The sequence below is a fragment of the Mesorhizobium sp. DxT genome (assembly GCF_058448885.1).
In genome coordinates, this window is sequence record NZ_JBZFLJ010000016.1 from 28,066 (window position 1) to 48,392 (window position 20,327).

The window sequence follows — 20,327 nt, forward strand, 5'->3', positions numbered from 1 at the left end:
GAATGAATATCAGCAGCTGGCTCTATGCTGCGGCCCGGCGTGCGCCCTCATCGCCTGCTCTTTTGTCTGGGGCGTGTGAGGTGGGAAGCTATTCTGATTTCGCTACCGCTGCAGCGCGTATTGCCGCCTTCCTATCAAGCCAGTTTGAAATTTGCCCCGGGGACCGGGTCCTCCTGTTTGCGTCAAACAGCGTCGACTATCTCAAAGCGATGTATGGAATATTGTGGGCGGGCGCAGTCATCGTGCCGGTCAATCCGAAACTGCATGAAGACGAGGTGCTATGGATCGCCGCAGACGTCGATGCAAAACTCATGCTTTCTTCGTCGGGATTGGTTGCACGCCATTCGACTCCATCACCCGATCTCGCCGAGGCGGCGATTGGAGACCTGTGCGAGCAGGCGGCCAAATATGCCGGTCGCGTTCAGGACGTACCTTTGCACCGCGACCATGGCGATCTCGCCTGGATTTTCTACACGTCAGGCACGACAGGCAGGCCAAAGGGAGTGCAGCTTACCCACGGCAACCTGATCTCCATGTCGACGACTTACGCGCTTGACGTCGACCAACCTGACCAGTCCACTGTGAGCCTGTATGCCGGGCCGCTATCTCACGGGGCCGGCCTCTATTCATTTGTCCATGTGCGTGCCGGCGCTCGACATCTCGTGCCGGCCTCCGCCAGTTTCTCTGCTTCCGAGATACTCAACCTGGCCGAGGAGGTGGGCAATCTGTCTTTCTTTGCAGTGCCCACGATGGTGCGACGCCTCATCGAGGCGGCTGAACAGCAAGATTCAGTCTGTCCCGATGGCATCCGGACGATCGTGTACGGCGGCGGTCCGATGTATCTGGCCGATATTGAGCGCGCTCTTGAGGTGTTTGGGCCGAAATTCGTGCAGATTTTCGGCCAGGGCGAATCCCCCATGACGATCACTGTCCTGCCGCGGGACGTGATCGGAGAACGAACTTCCCCCCGCTGGCGTGAGCGCCTGGCATCGGTCGGCTATGCACAGGCTTGCGTGCAGATTGCAGTCGTCGACAGGGAGCGGCGAACCCTTCCTGCGGGTGAGACGGGCGAGGTGGTGGTGAGGGGCCCCACAGTCATGAAAGGCTACTGGCGCAATCCAGAGGCAACCGCTGTCGCAGTGCAGGAGGGATGGCTGCACACCGGCGATCTGGGCTTTCTGGACGAAGATGGATACCTGACGCTCACCGACCGCTCAAAAGACGTCATTATCTCCGGCGGGTCGAATATTTATCCGCGCGAGGTCGAGGAGGTGCTGCTCCAACATGGGGATGTTTCTGAAGTTGCCGTTGTCGGGAGGCCGGATCCAGAGTGGGGCGAGGTCGTTGTCGCATTCATCGTATCGCAGGGAGGTGGTTTTGATCCCGGCAATCTGGATGCGTGGTGCAGGTCCCGCATCGCGGCCTTCAAGCGCCCACGCCACTATATCGAAACGAATGAGCTCCCCAAAAGCGGAGTTGGCAAGGTACTGAAATCCGAGTTGCGCAAACGCCTACAGGCGAAGCTCGGCTCGTAATAAGCCTGCGCAGGATCGGTTCGCGCAATCGCGGTCATATGTCCAGGGATGGAAGCAGTTTCAATTGGCGCATGTGAAATGCGCGCAAACCACCCCATTCTGTCGCGCATTGACAGGGGCAGCTCGATTGGTTGAGCGACGGTGCGCAGCACGGGACGGCACGGCCCACACGCCAACAACATCTGGACAGCTAGACCGGCAGACGCCTTAGGACTCGCAAGTTGCTCGGTGCAAATCTCTGCCTGAACAGGTGATCGTTGCCAACAGGGGGCATCAAGTCTCCGCACCAGTATGCTCGCGCCCAGCCCAAACCGAATGGTCCAGTCGGATTGACGCGACGAAAATCGACGTCTGCAATGACCACATCAGCGTCGACCAGTTCGACCTCATAAAGGTCCAGTGAGCGTATTTCCTTCACATCGGCATATTGCGCTGCCTGGTCTCTGGTATGAAAGAAGAATGATGAAGTGAGCCGTGAAGGCATGAAAGCGAAGTGGTTCAGCCGAATATCTTCAAGGACACTTTCACGCAGTGCGTTTCTGTGGCGCTGACCTGCCGCCCTTACGGCACGGCCATAATGACCTGCTTCGAGAATAGCTTCCTCGGCTAATGACGGTTGCGCCCAATGATATGGCATGTGCTCCCTCCCAGATCGCATATTCTGTAAGTTTCACCTAAGCGTTCTCGGAGAGCAACGAGATTGCTGTCCCGTGCACAAGCCGGGAGGGGTAGCGCGTTGGCGCCTGTGTCGGAGCCGCTAAGGGCGTGAGGTGCAGAGCGTGCGCATCGGCGCCGGCCCCCTAAGTCAGGCCGCTGCCGCGCAAAAGGGTGTTCAGCTTCACTATCTGGTTGTCCGTTAGCGGCCACCCAGACGGCGCAAGTGTCGGACCCCAGCTTCCGCAATATCCGTTCCGCCAGGTAGAGCCGGAGCCGTGGCGTCAATCGAATATTTCGCCAATAGCCGCCTGCTCGGCATTCTCCCAACGATGCACATCCTTTCCCACCTTCTCGATTTCCTTGTCACTCAGGTGGTGGGCGCCATCCTTATCGATGCAACACAGGCTGAACGGTTCACCTACGCTCGAAGACGTCAGGTCGAGCGCTTGCAGGACGCGCAGAACGGCAGCGCAGCCGAAACGCACCGACCGCTCGGTCAAATGGAAATGGGACATTAGCGAACCAGCCTGCTGCGCCATGGCCGCGCCGCTGCCAATTGCGTGGAAACCAATCTCGGCATAGTGACCGATCATGCCTGACGGCGTTATCTCGATAATCCACGGTTCGCCGTCTCGCCATCCGGCGGCCATCACGTAGGCAGACGGTGTGCCCCCGCCTTCGTCGCCTGGCACATCGGGAATGAACGTGTCGTAATGATGCCGCATGATCGGCAGCACCTGTTCCTGCAGAGCTCGTCCAATGTCCGGCGCCTCCAGGATCGCAGCACTGTTTTCATTGAAGCAACGTTCAACCTCGAACAGTACCGATCTGGCGCCGCTGCCACCCCACGCCGCCAATTTGCCCAAGGGGTGAATCTTCTCAGCGGGATAGGTCATGCCGCGCCCTTTGTCCGTGATCTGCGAGTCCGAGCCGAGCACGACCCCATCTCGGCAAACGGTTGCGAGTACGACTGTCATATTTGGATTCCCTCAAGTGTGATTCTCGGATTCGGCTTAGTAACGCGTGAGCACCCATGGTCGACTTTGACAGAGCAGGGGCTTGGGGCCTTCCTCGTGTCCATCAGCCTGAGGCCCCTTTGCCTCGCACCCAGTCAATGGATAGTGGTCATAAACGTGACATGACCTCACAAGGCGAACAGGTCGGCATCGGAGTCTTCCCGTCCGGCGAGTTTGTTCCTCACGACTTCTGCGGCGATGCGGGCGTAGGTAATGCCGTTGCCTCCATACCCCATCAGCGAGAAGAGCCGTGGCCGCCGGGGGACCGGACCAATAAGAGGCAGGCCGGTTGGAGTGGTGCCAAAGCTACCGGCCCAGGCGAATTCAGGCGTTGGATCGATGTCCGGCAAGAGCTTGCGAAGCTTGTCGACAATCCGTTGCGTCTTCTTTGCTATCAGCCTGTCTCTGGACTGTTCGTCCTGGAAATCCTCATCCTCCCCACCGCAGATAATGCGGCCGTCATGGGCGGTGCGAAGATACAGATAGGGATCGGAGGCTTCCCAAATCATGGCCTCGCCCGGCCAGAGCCGGCCCTTGGGCTGCCGTTTGGTCGCGATCGCCCAAGTCGAAATGATGTCATGACGATCCGTCTGCACGACATCCATCAGTTCGTAGCCAGTCGCGAGAACGACATGACCTGCTTCGATTCGGTGGCCTGAACGCATGGTCATCTCAATCGACGATTTGTGAAACTTGAATTTCGAAGCTTCCTCGGGTGCGAAGAGTTGAGCACCTCGCGCCTGTGCCTGCAGCAACAGACCCTTCGTCAGCTTGACGGGATCGACAACGAAATTGCCGGTTGAGAAAATCGCGCCATCACGGTCTATGCCGAACTGTCGCGCGAGTTCGCCGACGGTAAGATAGTGCGCCGGAAGACCCGCCGAGGCTCGAAGTTCGGCCTCGTCGCGCAGCTTGCTCCCGGTGAGCACATTTCCCGCAAGGTAGAGCGTCTGGCGATCCCTCATCCGACAGGCGATCGCCAAGGTTTCAATCTGTCCGCGCAGGTTTGCAACGGCGAGCCGCGCGCGACGCCACGCACGAAACGCTTTTTCGGCTCCAATCGCCTTTTGCAATTTGGACAATGGTACGTCGATTTCGAATTGCACCAACGCCGTCGTTGCCGGCGTGGAGCCTAACGTCGATCCACGCCGGTCTACCAAAATAACCTTGTGACCCTCTGCAGAGAGCAATTCCGCAGCCATCGCGCCCGTGATGCCCATGCCGACGATGAGGACATCGGTATTGAGGTTTCGCGTGAGCGTTGATTGCTGGATAGCTGGTGACCGATAGGCTTGCCAGACGGGCTTTCCGGTTCTCAAATCGAGCTTACGCATAGTTCCTCGGCTGCTATTCTGATGCTCGCGCTCCTATTTCCCCAAGGTGCCGTTCTGCGTGCAAAATCCCACGCCTCCCAGATCATCGCGGAGCGTATCCGCAGTTGAGAAAGCCGCCCCGATCGGGCGGGGCGGCTGTTCTTTGCGGTGATGACGGCTACCAGGGACGATACCAGCCGGCGACGACAGTCTGTTTGTCGCGATGGTTTCCACCAAGCGTGCCGCCGAAGTAGGCCGCTGCGGCACTCACAACCAGCGACGCCGCTGCGATAAAGGCTGCGAGCATTGCCGTACGCCGAGCCTGATCAGCCAATTCGCGCGCGTCCTGCTCGAGCTCTTCTGCTTGGGCGACCACTTCATTGATGCGTTGCTCCGCTTCCTCAGGAGGAATCCCTGCACGCTCAGCTGCAACTGCGATAAGATACTGGCGGTCTGCGTCAGCAAGCCCGTCCTCGGTCGTAACGGCCGAGAACAGGATTCTAGCGACCTCGTCGCGCGTGCCATCGTCGATCGGGTCCGCGCCCGGTGCGCCTCGAAGCGCTCTGTCCACCAGCAGTTCATTCGGATCAAGAGCATCGGTCGCCGCGCCAGCGGCCGTGCCGGCAGCCGACACGGCTGCGCCCGTTACCTGACCAACGACCGTCGCCGTGCCCATTGCTCCGGAATAGGCGAGGGTGGCTGCAAGGAGAGTTGCCACAGCCCAAACGATAACTCCGTGGGAGCCATCGCGCAGGTCGGATTCATACTCGGTCGCATCGCCGACGCGTCGCCGCATGCGCCCCGCAAGATAGCCGCCCGCCATCGAAGCTGAGATCTGAACCCATAAGAGCCAGAGCCCGCCGACGACCGCGATCCAGAAGACGGATGCGGATTGGCCTTCGTGAGCAGATGTCAGCGACAGGCCGAGCGCCCCGCCGAAAGTCAGCAGCACCAGCGAGATGGCAGCTGCAACCGCGGCACCGGCAAATATTGCCGGCCAATCCACATACGACCGGCCCTCGTCTGCCTGAGGTGTTACGATTGGTTCTTCGACAATTGCCATGTCATCCTCCCTCAGCGTAGACCGAAGAAGGACAGGATCGCCAGGATCACGACCACGAGCCCGACGAGATATATGATTCCGTGCATAGAATCCTCCTGCGTTGCGGAAAGCTTAACGCCGCATTCTCGTCAAAGTTCCGCCGGATGTCCGACCTATTTGGTGAACTGTGGCGTCCGATCCGCCGTATTTCCACGGTTTTGATCATGATATTTGAGTCAAATCGATCAGCAGTCACAACGAATGCTATGCGACCGCTAGGAGGTCTCGCAAGGATGTGCGCCTTCTTTTCCTGGCGCCTCGGCGTCGGTTTTTAGGCGAGATGTCCAGACGGCTGAAAAATCCTCGACTACGTCCGGGATATCATCTTCTTCACCCCTGCAAGCCTATGCGACTGGCCCCGGTCGGATGGCTGACTTGCTGCGGCGTGCGGAGCACGCGATCTCGCGCGTAGCGACTTACTGCGTCACGGACCGGGTTGGGCTTTCCTGAATCATCTGCTCGATTTGCTCCGCGCGCAGAATAACACCCCTGGCGAGGCGATCGTCATGGCAGAGCGAATGCGTTGGCGGCCCCACCGTCACATGTTCGCGTTCCAGCGTGATGGCGTGACGCCCGCCATCGTGACCTTTGTCGAAAACGCCGGGCCCCGGCCTGCCGCTGACCGCCGTGATGACGACGGCCGACATCGACCGATGACGGAGATCATGCCGCAACAATCGCAACGTCGCAGATGGTCGGCTAAAGGATACAGCCGTTTGGCAGTAGTTGTGCCTATATTGCCAAACGGCAATATCGCACCTATCTTCTGAGACACGGAGACGCTCATGCTTCAGGAACTGCCACGCACACACGCGATACCTGAAACGCCGCAGATCACCGCCAGTGAGGCGCAAGCAATGGCGCGTGCGGTGTTGCGGCTTTTCGAGCATTGGGGCATTTCGGACGCTCAGGCACGTGAAATCCTCGGCGGACTGGCGGCGCGCACCTATGCGCGATGGAAGGCCGGCGAGACGGGACGCATCGACCGCGATCTTGCTACAAGATTGTCGCTGCTGATGGGCATTCATAAAGGCCTGCGCTATCTGTTTGCCGATCCGGCGCGCGGCTATGCGTGGGTGTCGAAGCCGAACCGCGCATTTGGCGACCGCGCGCCGATCGATGTGATGGCGCAGGGTGACATCTTCTCGCTGGCACGTGTGCGATCTTGGCTCGATGCGGATCGTGGCGGCTGATGAGCGACACCATCGCGACGACATCTGTGCAGTGGCCGCACGCCTTCCGCATCATTCGGTCCATCCATCCGCCGATCGACCTATTCGAGGACATCGCCGATCCACGCGACTGGGAAGCGCTCGCATCGGCGGAATCGAAGACCAATCCGCGCATCTGGGAGCATCTCGGCCGTCTCGACCTGGTGCCGCCGCACCGCCGCGTCAGTGGTCCAGGATCTAGCTATGTGATGGCCCCGTTTGTCCATGTCAGTACCGACCGGCCAGGGCGCTTCACCGACGGTCGCTACGGCGTCTACAGCGCCGGTAACTGCGAAGAGGTGGCGATCCGCGAGGTCGCTCACCATCAGGCCAAGGCGATGGCCGCAAGCCGCGAGGTCCCCGGCTGGACCTCGCAATTCCGCCTGCTTGTCGGCAGGCTCGCCCTGGACCTGCACGATGTGCGCGCCATCGACGCCTGCCATCAGCCAGACGACTATTCTACACCGCAGGTACTTGGCCGTCGGTTGCGAGGCGAAGGATCAAACGGCGTTGTCTATCGCAGCGTGCGCTGTCCGGGGGGCGAATGCGCAGGCATCTTTTGGCCAGATCTTGTTGGCCTGCCCGTGCAATCCGACCATTTCGACTATCACTGGGATGGCAGTCGCGTCGACAAGGTGCGAAACTGCCGCGCAAGCGCGATCTTCGCCCTTTAAGCGATCTTTAAGCGACCCGGAAGCCTAGTACTCTGGGCTCATCGCCACCGTGAAGACCGCTCTGATCGGGCTGATCAAACCGTAGACGGACGCCCCGATGACAACGCGCGTGTACCGATTTCCCTCATCCCGAACCGCTGGCCGATCCGCGTTCAAATTGGTGCGGCGTTAGGGTCTCCAAATGGCCTTTTAACCGGAGTAACCGTTTATTCGTGCAGTCATAGCGGCTCCAAACCGGTAGTGTCGGGCTTGATAATGGGGCACCTGCTGTGTTTCAGCCTGTGTCTCAGTCGCGCAAACTCCGCAACGTGATCTCCCGAAATGCGGACAACGTTCCCGCTCAGTCTGAGAAGCAGCGGCCTTACTTAGTTCGTTGTGTGCATGTCTTCGCCCGAGCATCCCGCCGCGCGGCACCGCTCTTCGGCATCATGGCGCGGGAGGATTCCGGTGCGCGGGTCACCCGTGCGCCACTTCTCTGAGGACGAATTCTAGCCTGGCCGTTCGTCTTCGCATCCGCCGCATGCCATAGGGGCGATATGAAGCTGCTCTCTTACATCAAGGATAAGGCCCGGTGCGCAAAGGTCGCTTTTGAGGTTGTGCTGGCCCAGCCAGGAGCCAGCACCGAAACCGCGACTCCAGAGATATTGCGGATGCTGGCTACGACGAAGCTGTTTGCTGACCAAGACGAGGCAAACCCGGTCCCTGGTGGTGGTCTCCCGCGCCTAGCCGCCGAAGAGATTTTCCAGTTCCGCCCGTAGCGCTTCGTGCTTGGCGGGGTTCTCGTCCTTGAGCTTCTTGAGATTGAGAAGCTTCCAGCGCACGGCCGGCAGGGTTTGCGCCTTCGGCACGCCGATGGCGGTGAAATCCGGAGCGCCGTCATGCAGGCTCAGCAGGAATTGCCGCGTGGTGTCGTCAAGGCGGTTGCGGATATCAGCGATCAGTTGGTCGCGGGTGGCGACAAGCTCAACGAGGGTAATCGGGATGGTCGTCATGCCGATGAATTCCCTGGCGAAGGGCTCGGCGAGAGCGCTCAGGCTCGGTGACAGCAATTCATGCGCGGGGCGCGGGGAGCTGGCCACATAGACCAGGAAGGTGCGGAACAGCGCGTCGGTCAACCCTTCATTTTCGTAAAGCAGCTTCACATCGAACAGGTCGCGGGGATGCTGGCGGTCGACAGCTGCATGGAGCTTGCCACTGAACAAATCTTCGAAGGAGACGGCGTTGATAGCGGCGTAGCCGAACTCGTCCTCGACGGCCGGAGAGACGCCCCTGCGCTCCGGGTCATGGACCACACCACGGGTGACGGGCGAGGTCTCGATCTTTACTTCCGCGCCGTCCAGCCGGGCGCGGATGCGGGTGGCGCCGCCACCACCGCCCTCGATGCGTTGCGCCTGAAGGCGTGGGATGCCTTCATTGGCGGAATTCTTGATCCGGTCCAGCGTTTCGTTGATCTCGGCGAGGCTTTCTGCGCGGTCTTTGACCGGCAGGTAGGTCAAGGTCGATATCGACCGACAGGCGTGGCATGTCGCGGTAGAACAGGTTGATGGCGGTTCCGCCTTTGAGGGCAAACACCGGTTCGTCTGCGATGAAGGGCAGCAGGCGAACCAGCAGCGAGACCTGTGCGGCATAGGCGTCACGGGACATCGGTCGCTCCATCTGTCGTGAGGGCAAATTCCGGGGGGACCATGATGCGGTAGCGCGGATGGATTTTGCCGCCCTTCATCAGGGCGCGGTCGCCCGTGCCGAGATTGAAATCCTCCGGGTTGAGACGCTCGCGCCAGGCGTGCTTGTGGCGGTCAGCGAAGACGAAGAACAGGCGTCTTACCTTGATCGTGCGGCAGCTGTGCAGCAGCGCCGTAAGTTGGCGGGGTCGCATCGTCGTCAGCCCTTCGAACACCATGTCGAGATTGTGGAAGCTCTCCTGTTCCGGCAACTCGTCCAGCGCTTCGAGGATCGCGCGCTCGGGTGAGGACAGGCGCAGCGCCCAACCCCAAGGCAGTGTCGTGCTGCTGCCAGACTTGTTCTCTGTCAGGCCGAGCGCCGGGTCGCCGAGGAGCGACAGAGGACGGCTTTTCAGTTCTGCGTCGAGTTTCAGGCGGTTTAGCCAAGGCGGCGTGTCGTCGCCATAGAGCCAGACGGGGGGCGGTGCGCCGAGGGGAAGATAGTGGCGATAGCCCTGAAGGCCGAGGGCGGATATGCCGCCGACATGGAGCTGATAATTCATTATGTGCTGGAGCGAAAGGATGGCGCTTTGCCAGTCGAGCGGTGTTGGCTGGGGCGCGGGACGGCGGAACACGCCGCGTTCCAGCCGCTCCAGCCAGCCGCTGTCTATATAGCGGCGGGTGAGAAAGCGACTGACCCCGTGCGCCTCCAGCCAGCGTGCATCCACGAGGAAGCCGGCAGGGACAGCTTCCAGCACGCTCTTAAGCTTTTCTTCCCGTTGTGCACTCATAGTACACATTATAGCACATATTCAAAGAGGTCGCCACGGTCACTTTGAAGAAATCAGATTAGGGGTACTGTGGATACACAGATAATCAAGTTGTTAAAGTGAACTATGGCGCGTTCGAGTGGCACGGAGCACAGGGCCCGCGCGAAAAAGGCTACGCGTCTCCGCCGATTGATGCGTGGACCAACACCGCGCCGCTTTCGTAATACACAGCGCGCATGGCTGCCAATCGCTCCCGATGGTTGTCGACGGGTGCCACCGGCAGGCCGTTCTCGCATCCGTCCGGCAGTGAAGCGGCTACGCGCGTGCCGAATACGGTTCCCGGGCCGATGCCGCGCCCGGAATAACCGAAGCAGGCATAGGCCGAAGGGCCAAGCCTGACGATCTTGGGAATGTGATCGCTGGTCATGGCAATGCGCCCGTGCCAGGAATACTCGAAGGAAAGCCCTGCCAATTGCGGGTATACCTGCCGCAGCTTGCGACGGGCCCAGCCGGCATGGACCGCAGCGCCCCGCCCTCCGGCATCGCCGATGCCGCCCAGGATCATCCGCCCCTCCCTGTCTGTCCGGAAAGACGACATCACCAGCGCGGTATCCCAGCAGCCTTCCCCCCGGAAAGAATCTCAGCACGCAGTGGCTTCGGCATGGGAGCGGTCGCGAATTGGCAATAGTTGACGGCAACGAATTGCGGCCGAACGGCGATGTCGATGCCCTTGAAGTACGCATTGGTGGCCAGAAGCAACGATCTGGCCCTGACCGTGTGACCGTTGGCTGTGACCTGCCAGCGGTCGCCGATGCGTTCGACGCGCTTAACCGCGGTTTGTTCATGCAAGCGGGCGCCGGCGCGGATCGCGGCGCATGCAAGGCCGCGCGCATAGGACAGCGGCTGAATGGTGCCGGCGCGCGGATCGAAGAGTGAGCCGTGGAATGCGCGGCTGCCTGTGCGTCGCGCGGTTTCGGCCGCGTCGACTAGCTGGACAGGCGCTCCCAGTTCCACGCCCTGGCGATGCCGCTCTTCCAGATTGCGCAAGCCCGCGGGCGAATGCGCCAGATGCAGCGTACCGTTCGGTGTCGCTTCGCAGTCTATATTCTCGCGCTCGATCAGCGACCAGACCAGCCTTGGTGCATCGGCCAGTAGACCAATCAGCTTCTGGCCCGCCTCCTGACCAATCTGTGCCACCACGTCGTGCGGGGGCAACCACAGGCCGGCGTTGACAAGCCCGACATTGCGGCCCGAGCCACCATGGCCGACCGTCTCCGCCTCGAGCACGATGACCGAAGCGCCGCGCCGCGCCGCCTCAAGGGCTGCCGCGTTCCCGGTGAACCCACCACCTATGATGACGAGGTCGGCATCCGCATCCGCCGTCAGCGGCGGCGCTTCGACGTGCACCGCGCTGCTGGCACGCCACAGATTACCGTCTGCTCTACCCGTCACGATGTTCCTCCTTCAAAAGAACAGATTGGGAAGAAAGGTCACCAGCGCCGGAACGTAGGTGAGCAGCAACAACACCCCGATTGCAGCGGCGAGGAAGGGCAGGAAGGCCCGTGTGAAATCTTCCACCGAACAGCGGGTGATCGAGCAGACGGTGAACATCACGGTTCCGACCGGTGGCGTCAGCGAGCCGATGGCGGTGTTGAACACCAGCACCACGCCCAGATGCACCGGGTCGACGCCCAGGCCTTGCGCCACCTGCACCAGCAGCGGTCCGAGAATGACGATGATGGCCAATCCCTCGAACACGGTGCCGAGGAGCAGCAGAGCGATGTTGATGACCAGCAGCACCACGTATTTGTTCTCGGAGATCGAAAGCAACGCTGTGATGAGCTGTTGCGGGACCTGTTCAAGACTGAGGATCAGCGAGAACACCGAGGCGGAAGCGATGATGAACAGCACGCCGGCCGTGGTGACGGCCGATTCGGAAAACAGCGACAGCGTCTCGCGGAAAGTCAGCCCGCGATATACCAGCACGCCGACGAAAAAAGCGTAGACGGCTGCGACAGCCCCCAGTTCCGTCGGCGTGAACCAGCCGCTGCGCAAGCCGAACAGCAGCATCACCGGCATCGCCAGTGCCCACAGCGCAGCGCGCGCGTTCTTCATCATCTCGCGCGGTCGCGCACGGGTCTCGCGTGCGGGAGCAAGGTCCATGCGCCTTGCCGTCCAGCGCACGGTCAGCATCAGCGCGACGGCGATCACGAAGGCCGGCACGACGCCGCCGACGAAAAGCCGGCCGATCGAGGTGTTGGTCAGGAGCCCATAGACGATCAATGCGATGCTCGGCGGCATGATCGGAGCGATGATGGAGGAAGCCGCACTCACCACCGATCCGTATGCGTTCGAATAGCCGCGCGCGCGCATCACCGGCACGATCGTGCGCGCATCGATGGCCGCATCGGCATTGGCAGATCCCGACATTGCGCCCATGAAGACGGAATTCAACACGGCGATCTGCGCCAACCCGCCGCGCCAGTGGCCCACCAGCGTCTCGCAGAAGGCGTATAGCCGGTCGGCGATGCCGCCGCGCGCCATGGCCGCGCCGGCCACGATGAACAGCGGGATAGCCAGGAGGGGAAAGGATTCGAGGCCCGACGACATGCGCTGCGCGACCAGGCTCGTCATCATCGGATTGATGGCGAAATAGGCCATCGATGCGCCAAGCATCACGAAGCCGACGGGCAGCCCGAGAACGAGCAGAGCAACGAAAACGATGGCGACGACGGTCACGGGCGCTGTTTCCGGAGACGATCGGTGATCTGCATCAGGCGGCCGACGATGACGAGGCCCATTCCCGCAGCCAGAATTGCGGCCATGATCCATTTCGGCCAGCCGAGTGTGAGAAAGGTGGTGAATCGCGCCGTCGATATCTGGGCAAACGCCGCGCGGATCACCTGCGCCGCGATAAGCAGCACAAGGAGATCGGCGACAAGCTTTGCATAGGTAGCAGCGCGCTCAGGCAGCCTGTCGACGAAAAGAGAAATTCCGAACAGCTGGCCCTGCATGGCCGCTCCGGACAGGCCGAGCCACACAGTCGCGGCCAGCAGGATCACAGCCATCTCCTGCGCCCACATGATCGACATGGCGAAGAAGTTGCGCGCAACCACATCGGCCATGACGACCGACACCAACGCCGCAAGCAACAGCGCGGGCAAGGTCATGCCCAGAAAATCCAACAGCGCACGCAACGCTTTCATCACTTCAACCGCCTCCTCCGGTCTCAGGGAAGAACCGGGCAGACCCTCACAATCTGCCCGGCCGATGCCATCAGTTGCCGGCCGCCGCGGCCCGAACCTGATCATAGAGCCCTTCCGGCCAGTCCGGGAAGCTCGTGTAAAAGCTCGCGGTCGCTTTGCGATAGGCATCCAGATCCGCTTCGTGGAAGGATACGCCCGACGCCTCGAACTCCTTGCGGATCTCGGTTTCCAGATTGGCGGAAATCTCGGTCAGGTCCTGGCCACCCTTGCGGAACTCTTCCAGCAGGATGGCGCGGTCGTCCTCGCCGATCTGCTGGAAAGCGGCCTCGCTCATCACCCAGCCAGTGAACAGGTTGAAGTGACCCGTCAGTGTAATCTCCTTGGCGACTTCCGGCCATCCGGAAGCGCGCAGGCCGGTAAGCGGGCTTTCTGCCGCGGTGACGACCCCTTGCGACAGCGCCGAATAGACTTCGGCCGCCTCGACGGTCGTCGCGACCACGCCCAGAGGCTCGAATGTCTTCAACCAGGTCTCCACCGGCGGCACGCGCATGCGCACACCTTGCAGGTCCTCAGGCGAAGGATAGCCTGCATTGCCGATCATATGGCGCGGGCCGTCGAACCAGTTTAGGGCGACGACACGGATGCCGGCCGTTTCGGCGAGGCTGTCATAGTAGCCCTGCATCAGGTCGGAAAATGCGAGGTTTTCCGCCTCATCAGTGTTGGAAACGACGAACGGCCCCTCCACGATCGACAGTTCCGGCACGCCGAAACTGGACAGGAACGACGCCGAGGTGAATGTCATGACCGGCAGACCCTGGCTGGCCTGTTCGATGGAATCAGTAGTCGTGCCGAGTTGGCCTGACGGGAAGCCCTCGAACTTCACGCGGCCCTCGGTGCGTGCGGTCACACGTTCGGCGGTCGCCATGACTCCTTTCCAGGATTCGCTCGTGGGCGCATTCACGGTGGCAATGCGGATTGTCAGCTCCTGCGCCAAGGCCGCATCCGACAGGCCTGTCAGCATCGTTGTCACGGTCGCAGCGGCGGCCAGCCGCCGCAGGGATTGAGTGATTTGGTTCATTGCGAGTCCTCCTGTTCGGGTTGATCCCATAGTGGCCCCGGCTGGTTGTTGCCGGCAGTTCCAGAATGAAAAGGGAGCGTGTTTATGAGAACGTTTTCTTTCCCCTTTTCTCATACGCCTGCCGCCGCCGGCTCGACCTCGGGGCCGGGCACGGGTCTGGTTCGGGCGTATATCTCTTCAATCGTGAGCGCGGACGAAAGGTCTACCATCATCGGTGCGTCGTAGCCGAAGGCACCTGACGACAGACATGTTTGCGCGGCAGCTTCGCCGGCCGACCGCAAGATCGCCTCCGGCGGATCGTTACGCAGCAGGCCGACGAGCGTGCAGGCGATGAAGGTGTCACCTGCGCCGAGCGTGTCCACCGGTTGCACCGGCACGGCCCGAGCCTCAAAGATGCCGTCCGGTCCCGCCAGCAGCGCGCCGTCGCGACCGCGCGTGATAACCGCCCACCGCGCCCCGTGGTTCAGCGCGGTGGCTGCAAGTGATCGCGCGTCCTCGCGGGTCATTCCTCCACCTGAAAATCCCGCCAGGAAGCAATGGGGGGCGACGGCTGCGATGCGATCCTCATCGCGGATCGTGGCGAAATCGTATGATACGCGGGTCAACGATGCAAAATGCGCCAGCCACGCATCGACATGACTTGAACGCCCGGTATGGACGGCATCCGCCGTCTTCATCCAGGCAAGATCAGCGGGCGAAGGCGCGATGATCGAGACACCCAGATTGGCCCCGACGAAGACGCGCTCACCGCCTTGCGTCGCGATCACGCAAAAGGCCGTCTGCCCCGGCAGGAAACGCAGCAACGAAGTTTCCACACCTTCGGCCAGGAACGCGTCGCGGATGGCGCGGCCGGCGGCATCGTCTGAAACGGCACCCGCATAGGCAGTCTCTGCACCGAAGCGCCGAGCGAATACGGCGTGGTTCACGCAGTTGCCGCCCGGGAACATGCGCTTTTGGTCGCGGTAGCAGTCCACCACATTATCGCCGAAGGCGAGGATTCTCGGGACAGTCTGTGACATCTGGTTTTCATCTTTGTGGCAATGTGAGAACGTTCGCAGAAAATCGCATGGCTTGTCAACGGCCAGCTTGACACCCGAGCGATGAAATTAATATGTCTTATGTCGTCATATTCGAAAGGTGATAGAAAATGCCCCTTCCAGACCGCTTCCATCCAGCAGTCTCGGCTGCGCTTTCGGCCATCGATGCTGCTGCGCTCCGTCATGTCTTCTTCGTGGCGTGCGGCGGATCGCTGTCGATCATGCATCCGGCAAAATTCATGCTCGACCAGCACGGGGCATTGCCTTCGGACGTCTACAATGCTGCCGAGTTCGTCGCCCGTGCGCCGAAACGCCTTGGGCCGGGCACATTGGTCGTGCTGTGCTCGATGACCGGGACGACGAAGGAAACGACGGCTGCCGCGAAATTCGCGCGGGAGAAGGGGGCGGTTACGATCGGCCTCACGGTGGAGCCCGATTCGCCGCTCGGCACCGCCGTCGACTATCCCGTCAAGTTCGAGGCACCCTATACGACCGGCGTGCCGATCGACGCTCGCGACAGCAATTATTCTATCATCTACCAGATCGTCATGGGCCTCGTGGCCGCCACTGGCGGCGAGGACCTGACCGAACCACTGATCGACAGTCTGTATAACCTGCAGGCTGCCATCGACCGCGCGCAAGTAGCCTATGACCCGCTGTGGGACCGCTATGCGGAGCACTTCGCGAAGCAGGACGTCGTCTACACCATGGCGTCGGGCGCGAGCTACGGCGCGGCCTATTCCTTCGCCATCTGCGTGCTCATGGAGATGCAGTGGATCAACAGTCAGGCGATCCACTCCAATGAGTTCTTCCACGGCCCGTTCGAGGTGCTGGACGAGACGCGCTGCTTTGTCCTGATGAAGGGGCTCGATTCGACCCGCGCGCTAGACGAGCGCGCCGAAACGTTCCTGCACCGCTTTGGAAAGGCCGCGAACGTGCTGGTGCTGGATGCGGAGAAACTCGACCTGACAGGCATCGACCCGCGCTTTCAGGGCAATGTCGTGCCGCTCATCTTCTTCGACACGTTGTGGCGCTTCATCTATAAGGTGGCCGGTTTCCGCCAGCAGGTCATGTTGGAGGGCCGCCGCTACATGAAGAAGCTCACCGACTACTGAGGTCATGATGGTGCAAGACGGCCTTTTGCCGCTCTACGAACAGGTCCGGCGAAAGATCCTGTCCGAGATCGAGGCCGGCCGTCTTGCAGAGGGAAGCTTCCTGCCTCCAGAACTCGAGCTGTGCGCCACCTACGGCGTCAGTCGCATAACGTTGCGCCGCGCGGTGGGCGAACTGTGCGCGGAAGGCCTGCTTGTGCGCCAGCAGGGCAGGGGCACTCTGGTCGCGCCGCGCAAGTTGCAACAAACCATCTCGCTGTCGGGCTTCTCCGATGTGATGGAAGGGCAGGGACACAAGGCCGGTCACCGCATCATCGAGCGCGAGGACGATGCGGACGCGCCGGCCATCGCCTCCCGGCTCGCAGCATCGCGGCTGATTCGCTTCGTGCGGCTGCTCGAGATGAACGACAGGCCGATGACACTGGAATCGCTGCACTTCGACGCCACGCGCTTCGCTCAAGCGCTCGATCCCGTAGCGGCGGGAAAAAGCTTCTTCGCCACCTTGCGTAGCGTCTACGGCATCGTGCCCGCCGGGGCCGAACGACTGATCGACGTAGGCTTTGCGCGAAGCGCGCAGGCGGATCTGCTTGGCGTGTCCCCGACCGAGCCGGTCTACCGGATCGAAAAGCTGGTGCTTGGTGGCGATGGCATTCCCCTTGCCCTGTCGCAGACTGTAACCCCGTGCCGTCTCGTCACGCTGACCATGAAGAACTGAGCCACGCCGAAGCGCTAAAAGGAAATGCCCATGAAAGTCTTCGACGCCGCCGCGGTGCATGCTGCCTTGCCCTGGTCCTATCTGATCACGGCCCTGTCACAGGCCCACCGCGGCGCAATGCCCGTCTCCGACGTGATGGTGCAGGACGATCCTGCCGGCAGCGGCAACCAGTTCATCACCCTGCCGGGCTGGGTGCCGGGCGGCCCCGTCGCGGTCAAGATGGTCGGCGTGTTCCCGGGTAACGAAAAGCTGTCGCCGCCCCAGCCCAACGTGCAGGGGCTGGTCGCCATGTTCGACGGGACGACCGGCGCGCCGCTTCTGGTGGCTGATGGCGCTGCGATGACGGCGCGCAAGACCGCCGGCGACTCGGCATTCGGCGCATCACTCCTTGCTCGGGAGAACGCCGAGGTTCTGCTGGTCGTGGGCGCGGGCGCGCTCGCGCCGCACTTTGCCGCCGCGCACATGGCCGCGCGACCGTCACTGAAGCGCGTTCTGGTCTGGAACCGCACCGCCCCCAAGGCCGAAGCGGTTGCAGGAGGCCTGCGGGCAGATGGCGTGGATGCGCAGGCTGTGATCGCCATCGATGCGGCAGTTGAACAGGCCGACATCATTACCTGCGTGACCATGTCCGACCGCACGCTGGTCAAGGGCACGCTCCTGAAGCCCGGCACTCATCTCGACCTCGTCGGCGCATACATGACGAGCCTGCGCGAGACCGACGAGGCCGCACTGAGGCGTGGCCGCGTCTTCGTCGATACACGGCGCGGCATGGAAAATACCGGCGATCTGGGACCCGCGCTCGCCTCCGGGGTTTTGCATGCAGACGCAATTGCCGGCGACCATTTCGATCTCGCGCAAGGCAAGGTGAAGGGACGGCGGTCGCCCGACGAAATCACCATCTTCAAGAATGTCGGTGGCGCCCATCTCGACGTCTTCACGGCGATCGCCCTGAATGAAGCGGCGTGACGCAAAAAAAGGCGCCGCCCAGGAGCGTATCCTGCCATCAAGCGACAATAGGGAGCGATAGACGGTGGCAAAGAAGTCCAAGGCGACGATAGCGGATGTTGCCCGCCTAGCCGGCGTGTCGACGGCGACCGCCGGCCGCGTCCTCGGTCGCTACGGCTATACGAAGGAAGAAACGCGCGAGCAGGTGCTTCAGGCGGCCCGCAAGCTCGGCTATCGCACTAACGCGCTCGCGCGCAGCCTCATAACGGGCAAGACGCGTACCATCGGCGTGGTCGCCGGCGACATCCAGAACCCGTTCTACGCTTCGATCCTGCGCGGCATCTCCGACGTTGTGGAAAGTCGCGATTTCGGACTGCTGATCGTCAACTCCGACGAAAACCTCGACAAGGAAATCCGCGCGGTCAACCTGCTGATGGAAAAACAGGTCGACGGGTTGATTGTCTCGCCTTGCGACACACGCAATTCGCGCCATCTGCGCGACCTTCAGGCAGCCGGCCTGCCGCTCGTTCTGCTCGACCGCAGCGTGGCTGGACTGGAAGTTGATCGGGTCGCCATCGACAACATCGCGGCATCCGAACGTGCCGTCTCCGCCCTGATTTCCGCCGGTCACCGCCGTATCGGCCTGGTCGGCGAAATGATGGAGTACCAGGAAGGCGGGCTCGACGCCTTCCTGCAGCGCGGCCTCGCAGGTGAAGTTTTGTCCACCGACACGCTCTTTCCGAGCTGGCAGCGTTTGCTCGGATATCTGCGCGCGCACCGGCAAACGGGACTGGCGATCGACGCATCGCTGGTCCGGCGCGTGGGTGCATATTCGGCAGAGGCCGCACAGGCTGTCGCGCGTGAGTTGCTTGGTCGCTCCGACCGGCCCTCCGCGGTATTCTCCACGGATGGCACCATGTCGGAAGGCGTCATGGGCGCAATCTCCGCCGCCGGTCTTTCTGTCCCGAGAGAAGTCTCGCTCGTCTGTTTCGACGATCTGGAATGGATGAGCTTTCTGTCGCCAGGCATTTCCACCATGGCCCAACCGCGCCTCTCGATGGGCGAGACGGCGGCAACCATGCTTCTGGAGCGCATTGAGGGGGGGCAAGCGCCTGCCCGGGCGGTCATGATGCGCGCGGACTTTATCGAGCGCGGATCCATTGCCTTGGTTTCATAATGGGTCGATTACACACCGATTGCCTCAGCATCAATTCAGAGCCCCCTCAGCAAAGTGGGCCGACCGGGAGCTGCCGTGTGGCTTCGCCGTTGCGTTCCGCACCGCAAAATAGCGGCTACCGGGTTGCAAACCGGGCCTGCAAGCCGTTTTGTCGATGCCATGCAATCAAGCCCCGAGACTGAGCTACGATGAAATTCAGCAGGCGCATGCTGCCCAACATCGAGAGGCTGCAGGCGTTCGAGTGCGCGGCGCGCCACCAGAGCGTGACGCTCGCCGCACAGGAGCTCAACCTCACGCAAAGCGCGGTTAGCCGGCAAATCCAGGAGCTGGAAAGCCAGCTCGGGGTCGTCCTGTTCAACCGCGTACGCCGGCGCATCGAGCTTTCGGCAGCGGGTCGCAAATTCCGGCCGCAGGCGTTGCGATTGCTTCAACACGCCGAGGAACTGGTCATCCAGACGGTGACGGCGGCTAACGCGACGTCAATTTTCAGCATCGCCGTATTGCCGACCTTCGGCTCTCGCTGGCTGATACCGCGCCTGTCGAGTTTCCTGGCGTTGCATCCGGGCATCTCGCTCAACCTCGCGACCCGCGATGGTCCGTTCGATCTGGCCGAGCATGCGCTGGATGCGGCGATCCACTATGGAACGCCGATCTGGCCGAAGGCGACCTGTCGATACCTGTTCAGCGAGGTGGTTGTGCCTGTGGCCAGTCCCGTGCTGTTGCGCCAGCCGGATCTTGCGGGCCTGTCTGGGGCTGAGGTGATTGCGCGTGCGCCGCTGCTGCACCTGTCGACGCGCGCGCGCGACTGGACACTCTGGTTCGAGCATGTCCTGGATGCCGAACCCGCCGGCCTGGGTCATCGTTTGGAGCACATCTCGTCACTTATCAGCGCGGCTGTCGCTGGCCTTGGCGTGGCGCTTGCACCAAAATACCTTCTGGAAGACGAATTGGCCGGCGGAGAGCTGGTCATCCTTTCGGACCACCAGCTTCCCACCCAGGCCAGCTATCATCTCGTGGTTCCCGATCACGAACCGCAGAACCATGTGACTGAAAGCTTCTATACGTGGATCACCACGCAGATCTCTCTCGAGACCCAGTGGAAGACCCTCTAGCGAAGC

The 20,327-nt window shown here is 61.7% G+C and carries 19 protein-coding genes and 1 pseudogene; 8 read left to right on the plus strand and 12 right to left on the minus strand.

What is annotated here, in order from left to right; translation table 11 throughout:
• The first annotated feature begins 2 nt into the window (after window positions 1-2).
• Window positions 3-1,535 (plus strand): class I adenylate-forming enzyme family protein, encoded by a 1,533-nt coding sequence (locus ACVJNE_RS22885; RefSeq protein WP_499569055.1) that lies wholly within the window; start codon window positions 3-5, stop codon window positions 1,533-1,535.
• 190 nt (window positions 1,536-1,725) lie between these two features.
• On the opposite strand, the gene ACVJNE_RS22890 is transcribed toward ACVJNE_RS22885, so the two are convergent.
• From ACVJNE_RS22890 to ACVJNE_RS22905, 4 genes are all read right to left on the minus strand, one after another.
• The gene (locus ACVJNE_RS22890) at window positions 1,726-2,172 is read right to left on the minus strand and encodes a DUF2441 domain-containing protein (protein ID WP_499569056.1); all 447 of its coding nucleotides are present in this window, start codon (window positions 2,170-2,172) and stop codon (window positions 1,726-1,728) included.
• A gap of 301 nt (window positions 2,173-2,473) precedes the next feature.
• Entirely contained in the window at window positions 2,474-3,169 is a 696-nt protein-coding gene (locus ACVJNE_RS22895; protein WP_499569057.1) for a proteasome protein, read from the minus strand.
• 167 nt (window positions 3,170-3,336) lie between these two features.
• Window positions 3,337-4,542, minus strand: coding sequence for an NAD(P)/FAD-dependent oxidoreductase (locus ACVJNE_RS22900; protein WP_499569058.1), 1,206 nt, complete (start codon window positions 4,540-4,542; stop codon window positions 3,337-3,339).
• Between the two features lie 157 nt (window positions 4,543-4,699).
• A complete protein-coding gene (locus tag ACVJNE_RS22905; protein ID WP_499569059.1) occupies window positions 4,700-5,584 on the minus strand; it encodes a hypothetical protein in 885 nt (294 codons plus the stop codon).
• Window positions 5,585-6,408: 824 nt separating this feature from the next.
• Here ACVJNE_RS22905 and ACVJNE_RS22910 point away from each other — a divergent pair.
• Together ACVJNE_RS22910 and ACVJNE_RS22915 are read left to right on the plus strand one after the other, a co-directional pair.
• Window positions 6,409-6,816 (plus strand): antitoxin Xre-like helix-turn-helix domain-containing protein, encoded by a 408-nt coding sequence (locus ACVJNE_RS22910; protein ID WP_499569060.1) that lies wholly within the window; start codon window positions 6,409-6,411, stop codon window positions 6,814-6,816.
• On the plus strand, window positions 6,813-7,508 hold the full coding sequence (locus ACVJNE_RS22915; protein ID WP_499569080.1) for an RES family NAD+ phosphorylase: 696 nt from the start codon (window positions 6,813-6,815) through the stop codon (window positions 7,506-7,508). The genes ACVJNE_RS22910 and ACVJNE_RS22915 overlap by 4 nt, the downstream gene beginning before the upstream one ends.
• Before the next feature lie 722 nt (window positions 7,509-8,230).
• Here the strand turns inward: ACVJNE_RS22915 and ACVJNE_RS22920 are convergent.
• The 8 genes and pseudogenes from ACVJNE_RS22920 to ACVJNE_RS22955 form a co-directional block, all read right to left on the minus strand.
• Window positions 8,231-9,164 (minus strand): annotated as a pseudogene (locus tag ACVJNE_RS22920) (nucleotidyl transferase AbiEii/AbiGii toxin family protein).
• Entirely contained in the window at window positions 9,142-9,960 is an 819-nt protein-coding gene (locus ACVJNE_RS22925) for a type IV toxin-antitoxin system AbiEi family antitoxin domain-containing protein (protein WP_499569061.1), read from the minus strand. The pseudogene ACVJNE_RS22920 and the gene ACVJNE_RS22925 overlap by 23 nt, the downstream one beginning before the upstream one ends.
• A 151-nt stretch (window positions 9,961-10,111) precedes the next feature.
• Window positions 10,112-10,504, minus strand: coding sequence for a hypothetical protein (locus ACVJNE_RS22930; protein ID WP_499569062.1), 393 nt, complete (start codon window positions 10,502-10,504; stop codon window positions 10,112-10,114).
• Window positions 10,505-10,536: 32 nt separating this feature from the next.
• Window positions 10,537-11,391: an NAD(P)/FAD-dependent oxidoreductase gene (locus tag ACVJNE_RS22935; RefSeq protein WP_499569063.1), complete on the minus strand. Its 855-nt coding sequence runs from the start codon at window positions 11,389-11,391 to the stop codon at window positions 10,537-10,539.
• A gap of 12 nt (window positions 11,392-11,403) precedes the next feature.
• Window positions 11,404-12,678 carry a TRAP transporter large permease gene (locus ACVJNE_RS22940; protein WP_499569064.1) on the minus strand — a complete coding sequence of 425 codons (1,275 nt, stop codon included), beginning with the start codon at window positions 12,676-12,678 and terminating at the stop codon, window positions 11,404-11,406.
• Entirely contained in the window at window positions 12,675-13,145 is a 471-nt protein-coding gene (locus ACVJNE_RS22945) for a TRAP transporter small permease (RefSeq protein ID WP_499569065.1), read from the minus strand. Before ACVJNE_RS22945 ends, ACVJNE_RS22940 begins: the two co-directional genes overlap by 4 nt.
• 70 nt (window positions 13,146-13,215) lie before the next feature.
• Window positions 13,216-14,223, minus strand: coding sequence for a TRAP transporter substrate-binding protein DctP (dctP, locus tag ACVJNE_RS22950; RefSeq protein ID WP_499569066.1), 1,008 nt, complete (start codon window positions 14,221-14,223; stop codon window positions 13,216-13,218).
• A gap of 110 nt (window positions 14,224-14,333) precedes the next feature.
• Window positions 14,334-15,242 (minus strand): PfkB family carbohydrate kinase, encoded by a 909-nt coding sequence (locus ACVJNE_RS22955; RefSeq protein ID WP_499569067.1) that lies wholly within the window; start codon window positions 15,240-15,242, stop codon window positions 14,334-14,336.
• Window positions 15,243-15,370: 128 nt separating this feature from the next.
• On the opposite strand from ACVJNE_RS22955, the gene ACVJNE_RS22960 reads away from it, so the two are divergent.
• The 5 genes from ACVJNE_RS22960 to ACVJNE_RS22980 all read left to right on the plus strand — a co-directional run bounded on the left by ACVJNE_RS22960 (window position 15,371) and on the right by ACVJNE_RS22980 (window position 20,321).
• A complete protein-coding gene (locus ACVJNE_RS22960) occupies window positions 15,371-16,375 on the plus strand; it encodes an SIS domain-containing protein (RefSeq protein ID WP_499569068.1) in 1,005 nt (334 codons plus the stop codon).
• A 4-nt stretch (window positions 16,376-16,379) separates the two neighbouring features.
• Window positions 16,380-17,087 carry a GntR family transcriptional regulator gene (locus ACVJNE_RS22965; RefSeq protein WP_499569069.1) on the plus strand — a complete coding sequence of 236 codons (708 nt, stop codon included), beginning with the start codon at window positions 16,380-16,382 and terminating at the stop codon, window positions 17,085-17,087.
• A 30-nt stretch (window positions 17,088-17,117) separates the two neighbouring features.
• Entirely contained in the window at window positions 17,118-18,053 is a 936-nt protein-coding gene (locus ACVJNE_RS22970; RefSeq protein WP_499569070.1) for an ornithine cyclodeaminase, read from the plus strand.
• A 64-nt stretch (window positions 18,054-18,117) separates the two neighbouring features.
• Window positions 18,118-19,209 carry a LacI family DNA-binding transcriptional regulator gene (locus ACVJNE_RS22975; protein WP_499569071.1) on the plus strand — a complete coding sequence of 364 codons (1,092 nt, stop codon included), beginning with the start codon at window positions 18,118-18,120 and terminating at the stop codon, window positions 19,207-19,209.
• Between the two features lie 188 nt (window positions 19,210-19,397).
• Window positions 19,398-20,321 (plus strand): LysR family transcriptional regulator, encoded by a 924-nt coding sequence (locus ACVJNE_RS22980; RefSeq protein ID WP_499569072.1) that lies wholly within the window; start codon window positions 19,398-19,400, stop codon window positions 20,319-20,321.
• The last annotated feature ends 6 nt before the right edge of the window (window positions 20,322-20,327 follow it).